The sequence below is a fragment of the Virgibacillus oceani genome (assembly GCF_014638995.1).
GTDB classification, from domain to species: Bacteria; Bacillota; Bacilli; order Bacillales; family Amphibacillaceae; genus Virgibacillus_E; species Virgibacillus_E oceani.
Window position 1 is genome coordinate 94,019 of sequence record NZ_BMFR01000005.1, and the last position, 14,806, is coordinate 108,824.

The 14,806-nt window shown below is 36.7% G+C and carries 9 protein-coding genes; all 9 read right to left on the reverse strand.

All coding sequences use genetic code 11. From position 1 onward, the window contains the following. Window positions 1-2: 2 nt before the first annotated feature. Window positions 3-785, reverse strand: coding sequence for a Cof-type HAD-IIB family hydrolase (locus IEV74_RS08475; protein ID WP_188454947.1), 783 nt, complete (start codon window positions 783-785; stop codon window positions 3-5). A gap of 47 nt (window positions 786-832) precedes the next feature. After that, on the reverse strand, window positions 833-1,453 hold the full coding sequence (locus tag IEV74_RS08480; protein WP_188454948.1) for a YesL family protein: 621 nt from the start codon (window positions 1,451-1,453) through the stop codon (window positions 833-835). Window positions 1,454-1,481: 28 nt separating this feature from the next. Next, window positions 1,482-2,372: a carbohydrate ABC transporter permease gene (locus IEV74_RS08485; protein WP_188454949.1), complete on the reverse strand. Its 891-nt coding sequence runs from the start codon at window positions 2,370-2,372 to the stop codon at window positions 1,482-1,484. 13 nt (window positions 2,373-2,385) lie between these two features. Next, a complete protein-coding gene (locus IEV74_RS08490; RefSeq protein ID WP_188454950.1) occupies window positions 2,386-3,339 on the reverse strand; it encodes an ABC transporter permease in 954 nt (317 codons plus the stop codon). Window positions 3,340-3,482: 143 nt separating this feature from the next. Then, on the reverse strand, window positions 3,483-5,099 hold the full coding sequence (locus IEV74_RS08495) for an extracellular solute-binding protein (protein WP_188454951.1): 1,617 nt from the start codon (window positions 5,097-5,099) through the stop codon (window positions 3,483-3,485). A gap of 677 nt (window positions 5,100-5,776) precedes the next feature. After that, the gene (locus IEV74_RS08500) at window positions 5,777-9,793 is read right to left on the reverse strand and encodes an FIMAH domain-containing protein (RefSeq protein WP_188454952.1); all 4,017 of its coding nucleotides are present in this window, start codon (window positions 9,791-9,793) and stop codon (window positions 5,777-5,779) included. Window positions 9,794-10,153: 360 nt separating this feature from the next. Then, window positions 10,154-10,870 (reverse strand): glycerophosphodiester phosphodiesterase, encoded by a 717-nt coding sequence (locus IEV74_RS08505; RefSeq protein ID WP_188454953.1) that lies wholly within the window; start codon window positions 10,868-10,870, stop codon window positions 10,154-10,156. Window positions 10,871-10,995: 125 nt separating this feature from the next. After that, window positions 10,996-12,384 carry a sulfatase family protein gene (locus tag IEV74_RS08510; RefSeq protein WP_188454954.1) on the reverse strand — a complete coding sequence of 463 codons (1,389 nt, stop codon included), beginning with the start codon at window positions 12,382-12,384 and terminating at the stop codon, window positions 10,996-10,998. Window positions 12,385-12,527: 143 nt separating this feature from the next. After that, entirely contained in the window at window positions 12,528-14,606 is a 2,079-nt protein-coding gene (locus IEV74_RS08515) for a helix-turn-helix domain-containing protein (protein WP_188454955.1), read from the reverse strand. Window positions 14,607-14,806 lie beyond the last annotated feature (200 nt).

The window sequence follows — 14,806 nt, forward strand, 5'->3', positions numbered from 1 at the left end:
CATTATAAATCTCCTAAACTTGACATCTCTTTTTGAATGTCTTGATTTAATCCAAATATATAACGCTGTATTGCCCTAGCTACTCCATTTTCCTCATTCGTTCCAGTAATCTCATCCGCTGCTTCTTTTAACCGAATATCGGCATTTCCCATGGCTATTCCTAACCCGGCAGATTGTATAAGTTGTAAGTCATTTAAGTTATCCCCAATGGCCATAACTTTTTCCATATTAATATTTAATAAGTTACATACCTTACCGACCCCGCTTTTCTTTGAAATACCCTTGAATGAAAATTCCAGGTTTACCGATGAAGAGCTAGTAATTTCTAACGATGTAGAATTTGCAGCTTGTTTCTTTATTTCCTGGATAACCTTACAATCATCGTGCCGAATACCAAATTTCATCCAATTACGATCAAACATTTCATCCGACCATGTACCTGGACCAGTCAGACTTTCTACACTATACCCCCAATAAGAAGCGCCAGCGTCCACAGCAAACGTGTGTAACATTCGAATATCTTTTCTGCTAATAAAATATCTAGCCAAAAGCTTTCCGGGTTTCTCCCATATCTCCGCACCGTTAACCAGGACCATAGGCGTATCAAGATTTAACTCCTCACGAATATATCCAATCCTTTGCAGACCTCTACCTGTTGCGAAAATAACAATAACCCCTGCCTTCTTGGCTTGTGATATCCAATACTTTGTTTCATCCGTAATTCGTTTATCCCCGGTAAGTAATGTTTCATCTAAATCAAGAGCTAACAAACGGTAATTTACCATGTTAACGTCTCTCCCTTATCCGTTTTCATAAATCTAATTTGAACCATTCAGGCAGCCTCAACCTGCTCATATTTTGAAAAAGTCTTAGATGCTCCCCACATCAGAATATATGCAGTAACACTTCCGCCAAAGAAGAACAATAATGCTGGAAGTGTAACAAATGTGAAATAGTGTATAAAAACAATTCCAATTCCCAATACAATTGTTAATATTGGATGTACAATTCCAATAATTGCTGGCCAGTTAATATATTGAAATGTGGACAAATTAAAATGGACAAAAATCGGAAATAAATATAGTAAAACAATAAAATACATAAAGAATATTGCTAGGACACCGAATCCTGCAACAAAATAAATTGTACTTTGCTGCGCCCATAGTATCTGGAGTTCAGCAAACAATACATAACCAATTAATAGTAAAATGTATCCTACTATATTTGCTTTTATGAACTCCTTGCGATACGACTTCATGAAAATAGTGAATATAGGTATGTCCTCATTCCCCATAACCCATTTTCTAACAACAGCAAACATTGCAGCTGTAGCTGGTAAAAAGCCGAATATCCCTATTCCAGCAACGGAGAATAAAACCCACAATATATTCACATAGGCCATTCGTGTTATCCAAACACAAAGGCGATAATAACCATTTACAAAATTACTCAACTTTACACCTCCTATTGACTGTTCCCTATTATTCCTTTACAGATCCAATCAAAACGCCTTTTACAAAGAATCTCTGTAGAAATGGATATACAATTAATAACGGTAGTGTAGATACAATAATTACTGCATATTTAACTAAACTAGCTGTCTTAACTTGCTCAACGAGTGACTCCATAACCCCAGCACTTCCCTCTTCAAGTCCCATTTGATTAACAATAAGGATTTCACGAAGGATTAACTGAAGTGGATACATATCCCTATCCGATAAATAAATAAGTGCGCTAAAGTACTGATTCCATAAGCTAACTGCATGAAACAATGCCATAACTGCTATGATCGGTAAAGATAATGGTAATACTATTTTTCTGAATATATGGAAGTCTGAAGCTCCATCTATTTTTGATGCCTCAACTAAGTCGTTGGGAATAGTTTGTTGGAAGAAGGCACGCGCAACAAGGATGGACCACGCACCAACCACATTTGGAATAACAATAGCCCAAACTGTATCTAACATCCCAAGTGTTTTAACTACCAAATAGGTAGGAATCATACCCCCATTAAATAGCATCGTAAATAAAATAAACCACAATATAATCTTTTTACCCTTTAATTCTTTTCTGGATAATGCATACGCACAGGGCAATAAAATAAATAGGTGTATCAATGTACCTAATAATGTATAGAAAATTGTATTTCTGTAACCGGTCCATATATCCTGATTTTGGAAAACACGTTTAAATCCCTCAAGTGTAATATCAACCGGCCATAACCACATTTTTCCTGTTGATACCGCCCCTGGATCACTGATAGACGCACTTATAACGAAAATCAGCGGATATACCACTATAAGGACTATGAAAGTTACAAAAAGTTTATTAATCCTATCAAACGTTTTGTCGGAAAGTCCACGATTTTTCATATACTGCATCCCCCTACCATAAGCTGTTTTCACTCGTTTTTCTGGCAATTTGATTTACAATTACCAGTAAAATGATATTAATAATAGAATCAAATAGACCAATTGCAGCTGCAAAACTATATTGTCCTTCCAGTAAACCTGTTTCATAAACAAAAGTTTGAATAATATCAGAGGTTTCGGAGTTTAACGAGTTTTGCATCAGGAGCACTTTTTCAAAACCGATTGACATGAACTTCCCTATATCCAAAATGAACAATATTACTACAGTCGGTAAGATAGAAGGTAAATTAATGCGCAGTATCCGCTGCATGCGGGTCGCGCCATCCACTTTAGCCGCTTCATGCAGCTCAGGATTCACTCCTGCAAGCGCAGCCAAATAAATAATGGTACCCCAGCCTAATGCTTGCCATTCACCAGACCACACATATATATGTCTAAACCATTCCGGACTGGTTAAAAATGGAACAGACTCCCCTCCTAATGCGACAATAGCGTTATTGACCAATCCAGTTAAAGGATCCAAAAAAGCAACAAGCATACCAACTAGGACTACTACTGAAATAAAATGAGGTGCATAGGTTAAAGTCTGTGACCATTTCTTAAATGCCCCATTTCTTAGCTCATTTAACATAAGGGCAAAAATTATTGGTAACGGAAACAGCAGCAATTGATAGAAATTTATAGCAAGTGTATTCTTCAATAACCTCCAGAAATAATATGAATTAAAAAAACGCTCAAAATGGTCAAACCCAGTCCACGGGCTGCCCAAGATCCCTTTCGTCGCGATAAAATCCTTAAAGGCAATTTGCACACCGTACATAGGAATGTAGTGAATAATGAAAAAGTATGTAAGAGCTGGTAAAAGGAAAACATATAATTGCCAATTTAAAAAAAGGTTCTTTTTCGCCCTATAAAACTTTCTGTTTTTCGAATAGGGTATATTGAGTTGTTCTCCATTGGATTTCATCTAACAACCTCCCAAAGTTAATAACAATAATGGCTCATATTAAATCTAAGATGATTTTATGGCACCTAAACCTCAGGAATAGGTGCCTGTATATTTTCTAGCAATTACTTTGAATCATTTAGGAATGTTGGTATTACCATAAGTTAACTTTCTTTGAATCTTTCATATCCAGCCTGTTGTATTTCCATGTATTCTTCAAGACCCATTTTTTCCACTGTTTCCACATATTTATCCCATTCCGAAAAAGGTTCTTCACCGGCAATAAATTTATCCTGCATTTCAATTACATATTTTTCAATATCAGCTTTCAATGCCGCAAGTCTTTGGTTTTCTTCCACTGTAAATGGAAAACTCGGCCATGTCTCCTCAATAATATCTGGTTCTATTTTTTTAGTTGCTTCTATTGATGCAGGTGAGTTTTCAGCCCCTTTGAAATAATCCGACTGAACTAGTGCCGGATATCCTCCACCAAGCCATGTAATATAAGGTCTTAATGCCTGTTCAAAGGTCAATCCATCTGGGTTATCTGTGAGCATGTCAACATATTCCAGTTCGCCATTATCCGTCTCTTCATAGGTTTCACCTTCTACTCCCATGAAGAACAATTTTGCACCTTCATCACCATAAAAATAATCAATCCACCGCGCAGTCGCTGCAGGATTCTTATTTTTATCCGTTATTACAAATGCTGCTTTATGAACAACTGGTGCTGTAACATAAACCCAATCCTTATCACCATGCGGACCTTCCAATTGCGGCATCCCAACATATTCGTCACGCCCGAAACGTGTCTCTGGACTTGTGGTTACCGTGCTGCCATATAATCCCTGCGATCCAGTCTCATGATACTCATTGGTCTCCATAGTGAAAATTGTTTTATTAATAAGTCCTTCGCTATATAGCTTGTTTATATATTCAAGCATTTCTTTCCAGCGATCCGTTGTCCAATAAAAACGTAATTTATTTGTTTTGGGGTCAAGATCGACAAATCCCTGCTTACGTCCTTTATTTCCGATCCCGTAGGCTCCTTTTAGCCAACCAATCAGGCCAGCGACAGAATTATTGCCATACGGAATTTCATCTGCTTTACCATTACCGTTTAAATCTGTTTCTTTTACCGCCTTAAGATATTGATAAAATTCTTCGGTTGTCTGTGGCATTTCCATATTTAATTGATCAAGCCAATCCTGCCTGATCCAAGGTTTGATATTGCTTGTCATTGATGTGAAGTCAGGTGAATAAACTGTGGGAAGTGAATAGATTTTTCCGTCTGCATTCGTAAGTGCCTTTTTAATTTCCGGATGTTCGCTAAAAAGCTGCTTTACGTTTGGCATGTATTTATCAATTAATTCATTTAATTCAAGGAAAACCCCTTGTTCGCCATATTTCATGATGTCTACATCTGAAAATTTAGCAGTATAAAATGCCTCAGGATAATCCCCGCCTGCCAGTGAAAGATTGCTTTTTTCCTCAAACCCTTCTGACGGTACCAATCCCCAATCTATCTTGATATTGGTTTTCTCCTCGTACGTTTTCCAAACTAAGACATCGTTATAATCGTCAGCAGTTGTTGGCGGTTTTCGAGTCATAAAATTGATTGTGATAGGTTCATCAACAATTGGATAACCAGTTTCATTAAAGTTTTCCATTGCTTCCTTATCCATTTCCGGTGCACTGGTTTCATCTTCATTATTGCAAGCAACCAATAACAGAAGTGGAACAGCAAATAAAAGTAATAGCAATTTTTTTACCTTCAACATTATCCCTCCAATAATAATCTAATAGTTTAATAGCTACTTGTTATCACCAAATTAATCCATCGCTTTCACCTCCTTTACATTCCGTGATCACTATATAGAACAAAAAAGTAAGCATGCAGCACGTATATCTAGCCATCCTGCACATTTTCATTTTTAACCACTCGGCCAAGGCAAATGTTATCGCTTTCAAAGGACTTAAAAACGGTCCGCAAAGAAAATTCACCAATGAAATGCATTATTAATGCCTAAATAATACTCTCCTTCAACCTATCATTTTTTTTCGATGTATTTAATATGTCACTTTTGTTTGTACTATGTAATACATGACAAACACCGTCGTATAGCTTCTTAACCCTTCTGCTTCTATATCGATTGATATTGATAATCCAGACAATGCAACGAAGAGTATTTATTACGCGAAAACATATGTGATTTGGTATGAAGTGTCAGTAATATTTCTCCTAAGAAAAATGACAATGCAACCGCATTTCTCAAATAGTTTTCTGTTCATTCCCAAGCTACCATGAGTTCTGAATTTTTATAATATGTATCTTTTGTCTGAAGTATGTAAAACATTACAATTGCCATATTTGATGCCTTTACAAAGCTAATTTAACTATGAAAAGAGAAATCCCTGCGTAATTTGATTACAGGGATCTCGTAACAAATGAAATTCTTTAGATCGAAGACCATGACTCCAGCAATAACGCTGCTTCTTGATTAAGCAATTCTTTTGCTTCTTCAGAAATATACTTTTGCATTGACTTGTTATTCAAGCTCTTTAAAAAACCCTCCATGTGTTTTGCTGCCTTTTCTACAGAACCTTTATTAAAAAACTTTTCCGCCTGTTTCATCTTGTTCACTAATTGGTTTGCTAAAGGAGCTCTTAAATCGTCAGAATCGATATATTCATTAACTAGATTCTGTAGTTCTGATAAGTTCATCAATGTCATTACTGTAATTGAATTACTCGGTTCCGATTTCTTTCCACTTCCGTCTTTGGCTACAACCGTGAACTGATATTCTGTATTAGGAACTAATCCTTTAACTTCATATGCTGTGTATTCAGTCGAAGCAATCTGCTCACCATTTTGGTAAACATCATAGGATATCTGCTTCTCATCTTCCATAACCGTATCCCAAGCTAAACTAACGGAAGTATCCATTTTCTTGGTAATGCGCAAATTATCTGGAGCAGGCAACATATCCCCAGTTGTGAAGCGTTGAATATCTGATCTGGCATGTCCGCCAAAATCATCTTTTACGCTTGCATACCAGTAATATGTTTGGTTTTCTTTCAAATCGTTCCACTCAATTTCCGCATTTTCACCGCTTGGTACATTTTCAACTGTTCCGATTTTTTCATCCGTGTATACATTAACTTCAAAGTAGTCAGTAGCTACACGTTTAATTTCTGGTTCCAAATCCAAGTCAATAGTAAATTCATCTTTCCCTGGAAATTCCTCTGGATCATAATAGTTATAATCATCCAGGTAAGGTGAATAGGTATTGACAAAAACTTTACCACTGCTTGTATCAAAGTGCAGAAGCTTCATATATCCAGCCCCGCCTTCAGGATTACCTTGATAATCCGAAAGCATTTGATACACATTTCGATCTGGATTCCCATCGCCGTCATCATCGATTTCACTTGTTAGAAGCTCGCTATCAGTAAGATGACCAGATAAAACCATAACTACATTTTCATTCGGTACAACGATTTCCTGATATAATTTTTCCCCAATTGCTGACCGGGTTCCATCAGGAGTCAAATAGGTGTGAAAGTTTAAAATTGCTTTACGGTTTGGGTACATAGACAATACATCATTTATCCACGCAATATCTTCATCCACAATTCCCCATCCCATGTAAATCATAATGTAATCATTACCATTGGAAGATATTAAATCGTAATGTCCTCGGTTGTTTTTGTATGATTCACCATAGTAGGATTTGTCCTGGAATCGATCTGCTCCGAAGTATTGGGAATAAATTGTATAGTCATTATTATTCTCAAGGTCAACATCATGGTTTCCTGCAAGTACTCCATACGGTACATCGGAATTATCTAATACGCCCATAAATTTATCTGCCCGTTCCCATTGATACGTTTCATTTACCTCATTAACGATATCACCTGTGTGGAATACGTAATCAATTTTCATGTCTTCTTGATTATCTCTTATCCAATTCACCTGTGATTCAAATATATTGGGCCAAATTTCAGTGTAAAACTGTGTATCTGACATCCATGCGAATGTATAATCATAATTTTCCGGTGGCGGGATTTGATCCTGTATTAGCACATCTACCTTATTATCCCGAACAAAGTCTTCAACGCTAACATTTGCTGTCAGCATGAAGTCTTCTTCCGTCCCGGCGATTGACGTGTCGATGGCAACCCATGCTCCTTCTCCATCTTCTTCATTATAATTCCATGCGTACATGGTCACTTTACGTCCTTCCAGCGATTTGCCTTCCCAAATTAATTCAACCATATCGTTATTATCCAAGTCTTCTCCTACCTGCACTTCAAATCGTAAATACGGGAACTCTTTCGTTGAATCGGTAATGATATATTCATCATCTGAAGATACTAGTTTTGCATATTCCTCCTCATTTAAGGCAGTCTCACCGTCAGGTACTCTTTTTTGCGGTGGCTCCGTACCAACCGCATTTCTATAGGCAACAACATTTTCTTTATTCTCCACATTAAGCTTACTACCCTGGTAAAAACTGACGTCCAGTTCATCATTCGTCGGATCACTAACATGAACACTTAACTCCGGATTCGCAGTAATATCAGTTGCACCGTCTTCTGGAGAAATCACTTCCGGTTTATTTGGCATTTCCTCCACTACTGAAAAGTTAACAAGCTTTTGACTCTTATTCCCCGCCTTATCAATAGCGGTCACCTCAAGAGAATGCTCTCCAGCGGCAAGATCGATAGAAGAGGTTTTATAAGGAACCTCAATTGGCGATCCATCTAGCACCACATCAAGACTTTCAATTTCCGAACCTTCACTATTTGTTGTCACATCAATAGTAAAGTTACCCTTATATTCCTTTCCTTCCTCAATTGAAGTTTGGATAACCGGGCCATTATTATCGACTAATACCCAGACTGATGCCTCACCATGACCGGTAGCCGCAACAGAAATGAGATGCTCTCCATCAGACAACGCATTCGTATCCAGGTTATAGGTTGATGACGTTAGTTTTTCCGCTGGTAAATTAAAATTAAAGAAAGCAGCCCGGTATGTTTCGTCCCCAACGTGTATTTTCTCCACTGGATCACTATACTCTGGATCTCTAATTACGGTTCCGTCTGCTAAAATTAACCTGACATTTCGTACATCAAAATCATCAACAGTTCGTTCTGGAGGGAAAGTATCTTCAAAAAATGGTCCCTCCGTATCTCCAGCACGTATTGCCATTTCGTTGTTACCTTGTTGTAATTGATCAGGATCAACGGGCACTATAACAGATGTATAGCCGGTCACACCATTTACTATCTCGATAATCTCCTCCCCTATTGTCACACCATTTTGTGCACCATTATTTAGTCCTTCACCCTCAAAAACAAAATATGCTTTTTGTTCTAGCGATCTATATGTGTTTATAATTTCAGACCCATCAACAGATAGAACGATATCATCAGGATCTACCCCATTTATACTGCCTTTTATAATTGTCTCGCCAGTCAAAATATCTCCATCAGATATATTTAACCTTGGACTTGCATTGTCATCAACAATATCAATCTCATAAATATCACTTGTTGTTTTATTGACACCATCTGATGCCACATAATAATATTCGAGTTTATCACTCCCTATTACATCAAGAAATTTAATAGAGTGGTGATATAGATTATCCTCACGGTTTAAGGTTAAGTTCACTTCCTTAAAGATGCTTTGTTTACTATTTTTATAGAATAACGTAAATGTTTTTACTAACGAGTCATCCTGTGTGTCAGCACTAATATCGATATTTTCGGTTGGTGCTGATTCGGTTACTTCAGTCAGATTTTCAATGGCTGGTGGGGTTGAATCCTCACCTGTATCAATCAGGGTATCCGGCACCTGATTTTCTTCTAATGATCCTGGTGTAGCAGGTTCAGTCCCCGCACTCGTCTGAACCATATTATTAGTACCATCCTCAGGATACTTGTAAAAGATCCCTTTGTCAGGTTGTGTATCATCAACACCATCATTGTAAGTAGCAACTACAATTTCGTGACAAGTATTGGTCGAGACAATGATGCTTCGTTTTCTGCTATTGGAAACCGAATTACCGTCAAGCCTAACGATATCTTCATTTTCAACTAAATTGGTACCATAATTGGCATTGAAATCCGAAACAGTCTGATCGGAATTTTGTCCATTCATTACCCAAAAAACCATTGTTTCACCTGATTTAATTAATACATCCTCTGGAATTGCTCCCCAGACCTGATCATAATCCGGTCCATCTGGATATCGATAATGAATCTTGTAATCTTTGAAATTAACTTCCTTGTCTGTATTATTGTAAACCTCAATGAATTCATATCCATCCACACTGTTTACATTAGTTGAATCTGGAATTATTTCTGTAATCAGTAAGTGTGGTAGCTCTGCATTGTTTACATTGGATTGTTCTAATCCCTCAGCATAAACAGCCCCAAATGAAATGGCGTTTACTGGAAGCATACTAAATATCAATAGTACTGACAGCAGATAGATCAACTTACTTTTGATAAAATTACCTCCCCAATAGTATTTTTAACACCGAAAAACACGTACACCTCCTAATAGTTCCTTTGACACCGTATGAAATGAAATCCAGTAAAAAGGAATTATACTAGTCATTATTTTCACCATTTTCAGTCTCGCGGTGTCATCTGCAAATTACCACATTTATTGCCACTTTTTAATATGTGTCTTTTGCCATCAGTATGTAAAACATGACAAACCATACATTATTTAGAATAAACTACAATTGTTAAGACTTTATTAACGCTTAACTAAATCAACGTAAAGATTATTAAAAGAGCCCTTAAGACTATTGCCTCAAGGGTTCTGCTTACAGTTAATATAAAGTGATTTAAAATACTCTAATTCATTGGTAGTACATAACACATTCGAATATTTTACTGCTTTATCAAATTGCCATTCCTTATCAACCGGCCAGACAACAATCGTTATTCCGGCTTCTTTACAAACTTCCGCGTACTCTTTAGTTAAATATTCGACTCTTAACGACAGGTAGGTTGCGTTAATTTCTTTCATAAATGGTATAACAGCTGGAGTGGCCCCATGCTGTATGATTCCTAATTCCAATTCATCTGAGAGCTTTCGCATATTTGCGATAGTGTAATGATCAAATGAGTTAACATATACCTGTTCTAACATACCGGTATTTTTGATAACGTGGAACACTGCTTCTTCTATACCGGAATATAAGTCACCTTTTTGTTTTATTTCAATACTAACTGCCATTCTATTTTTGGCGAATAGGAGTGCTTCTTCCAGTGTAGGTATTCTTTCCCTGTCCCCTACGATAAATTCCTGTAATTCCTTAAGGGTGTACCCTTTCACCATTCCCCGGCCATTTGTAGTCCTATCAATTGTTGAATCATGCATGAGAACAGGAACACCATCTTTACTTAACTGAACATCCAATTCTACATGTGTAAAACCTAAATTAAGGGCAGCCTGATAAGAGGAAATTGTATTTTCAGGATGCTTTACAGGATACCCACGATGTGCAATTGCTTTGATTTTCATGGTAAAACCCCTTTACATTTTGATTTCAATCATACAGCAGTTGCATGTCTTTATTTGAAGAAGTCGTGGTTATAAGCATAGCGTCAAAATCTATTTCAAGATGAGATTGGTCTGCAGGTTATATTTCACACAGTATCCTGATATTTCACCCGAAGTCTTCGCAATTCCTGTTTTAACTCCTTTACGATATTAATATAAAACGGGTCATTATAAATATTTCTTAATTCCAAAGGATCTTGCTCCAGATCAAATAATTCCCATTCTGGCCTAACTTTTTTAGGTACTGCTCCTTTAACATCCAGAGGATCCCCATAGTAATAAATAAGTTTATACTTATCTGTTCTAATTCCATAATGCGCTACAACATTGTGGGTTGTTAAATGCTCCCAATACCGATAATAGATGGATTCTCTCCAATTAGCTGGTGCAGCCCCTTTTGCTATTGGACGTATGCTCTCTCCCTGCATCGTTTTATCAAATTTTACCCTGGCGTAATCCAAAATGGTTGGGGCAAAGTCATTATTGATAACCATTTCACTTGATGTACTTTCCGGCTGAATTTCTTTTGGATATCGCATAACAAAAGGCATGCGCAATGATTCTTCAAACATGAATCGTTTGTCATACCAGCCATGCTCACCTAAAAAGAAGCCCTGATCAGATGTATAAATAACAACCGTGTTTTCAGACAAATTCTGTTCATCAAGATAGTTTAGTAACCTTCCAACATTATCATCTATTGAGACGACACACCGTAAATAATCCTTTATGTACCGCTGATATTTCCATTTTTTTAGCTGCTGTAGAGATAAGTTTTCAGGTGGAGTTCCCTTTATATCATTTTCCGTTAAATCCTCGATTCGCATATCTGCCATCATTGCTGCTTGAGCACGATTTTGATAATCATCATGAAAGGTGACTGGTTCTTCTATTTCCATATCTTCAAATAGAGTGACATACTTTTCCGGTGGCTGCCAAGGCCGATGTGGTGCCTTATGATGAACCATCATCATAAAAGGCTGTTCCTTATTTCTCGAATTTAGCCAGTTTAGTGCATAATCTGTAATTACATCCGTTGCATACCCCTCCACAGTCATTTGTTTACCCATTTCAATCATATTTGGATTATAGTATTTTCCTTGACCAGGAAAGACGTTCCAATAATCAAACCCAGTTGGATCACTATTACCACCATGCCCTAAGTGCCATTTCCCGACAATTGCAGTTTCGTAACCATTCTGTTGCAAAAGCTTGGGAAAAGTCTGCTGCTGACCATCAAATTTGTCAGACAGACCCCTCACGCCATTTATATGACTGTATTTCCCAGTTAAAATTGTCGCCCTGCTTGGAGCGCATAATGCATTCGTACAATAAACATTATCAAAGCGTATCCCTTCATTAGCAATCCGATCAATATCTGGTGTATCAATCAAACGTTTGTTATAACAGCTAATTGCTTGTGATGCATGATCATCACTCATAATAAATAGAATATTTGGTTGACCTGCCCCCATTTCATCCCCTCCTAAGTTAAAAAATCCACAAAAAAATTACATCCAACAACAAGCCCGCTATATTTTATATTCGATAAAACAATAGCATAATCAAAGCTTACTGTTGATATGTAATTCATATTTGTACTTTGTTATTTCTTACGTTAAGCTGAATTCCGGTTATTCTTTCTGTATTGTCCAGGTGTTACCCCTTCCTCTTTTTTAAACTTTCTGGTAAAGTTCGCTACATCCACATAGCCAATATCCAGTACAATTTCCTTAATAGGCTTGCCTGTTTCTGTTAATTGTCTTTTAAATTCCTCATTACGCAGCTGCCAGACAAATTGAGTAAACGTTTTTCCGGTTTGCTCCTTCATAAATCTGCTAAGATACGATGCTGACAATTGGAATTTTTCCGCTGTATGTTCGAGACCTAATTCATGGGATTTATATTGTCCGTGAATGTACTCCAATATATTATCCCGCAGCATGCTGTTATGACTTTCTTTCCTTTCTTCTACCTCTTCACAAATATCTGTTAGGAGTATATTAAGTGTATGCTCCAGATCCTCCAATGATTTGAATTCGGTAAGCCTTTTTACCTGTACCGTTCCTAGGTTTATTCCCAGCTCCAGGGTATTCTTTAAAATGGTATTAATAATATCAAAACACATACAGCGCAGCATATAGGTGGATGCATTTTGTTCCTTCAAATTGCTGAAAATTGTATTTAATGTTTCTCTGGCAACAACAGCATCACCTTGTTTTACACTCTGAATAAATTTAGCTTGATCATCTATCGGATACCAAAATAGACCTTCATTGGATGGTGTCATATTTTCAAAATAAATTGTATTATCCTTGTTTAACAGATCATATTCTATGGAAGCATTAGCTTCAATAAAGGAGCGGTTAATCCAGCCTATCCCCTCATAAACTTTCCCAATTCCTATTGTCGGCATTACTTTACTGTATTGCCTCAATTGCTGCTTCAGGTTTTCTACAAAATTCTGCTGCGCAACAATAGGATCTTTGCTATTATCCTTCATGCTTACAATTAATGCTGCTGCATTGTCATGTATTAATTCCACTCCATAACCAACACAGTCTTTATACGTCATTTTTGCCAATAGGCTTAATATCTTTTCTCTGCTTTGCAATGATTCATGTTCTTCAATTCTATCCTTAAATGATATTAAGGAAATAAAGAAACGGTCCCCATTAAAATCAATCTTTAAATCTACTAATAAATCATTTATTTCCGTTTGTTTTTTTATGTCACCCTTTAATAATAATAGCAGTAACTGATCCTTGATAAATGGACGATGCGCTTTCATTTTTTTCTGAAGCTGCTCACTATCCTCATGAATCAGTTCGATAGATTCCCGGATACTTTCCAATTCATTTTTATTTATTCTTTTAGGCATCTGCTCGGATTGTTTTGATTTTAATGCCAACGCAATGCTTTTGATGGGTTTGTATTGCTGAAACGACATGTAGATTGTTGTCAGGATACCCACGATTGCAATGATGGAAAGTATAATAATAATCGTTAGCTTCAAGCTGGACATTCTTCCATAGAACTGGGCTGTAGGCATTGCGGTCAGAAATGTCCATTTACTGCTATCCGAACGAACAGTTACAAATGAATAATTTTCTTTGTCGATCGTCTTATTAAAGACACCCGTTTCACCCCGTGCCAGTTTCCTTACTTCTTCCAATTCAAGCTTTTCACCATTGCTATTGGATGCAAGCAATTCACTCTTTTCATTAAATATATACATATTGCCTTTAAAATCACTTAATACATTTTGGGTCATCTTTTTAAATGCAGATTCCTTTACAAAAAATGCCACAGAACCATAACTAAGCGTATTATTCATGGGTATAGGATACATATAGGTAATGATATGATTGCGTCTATTATTCTTTGATAGTAATTCAATTGGAAATACTTCCGGCTTTGTAATCGCTTCCATTTTTTCTTTCAATTTATTCATTTCACTTTCCTTTATTCGGTACGCTGTGTTGAGAAAAGTATCCACCGAGCTAGTGCCTCTGGGTGAATAAATTTGGTTCTCACCCTGATAATATAAATATAATCCATTAATAATTGAACTATTTACTTTATATGATCCTAATTGTTCAATTGCTAGTTTGCTGCTATATGGCTGTGTAAACATATATGGTGTTAAACGATGATCAAAAGATATTCTGGTTGCCAGGTTTTTCAACTCTTTCATTCTGGTATCTGCGAAATCCATGACCTGCTCTATTTTTTCAGTATTACTCTGAATGATTTCTTCCCTGAGATTGTGTACTGACATTTGGTAGAAAATAACACTTATCGTTATATACGGTATTAAAAAAATAATCATGTATGATAATAGATATCGATATAAAAGCAACGATCTTTTATTTTTGAACACTTTATCACTCACTT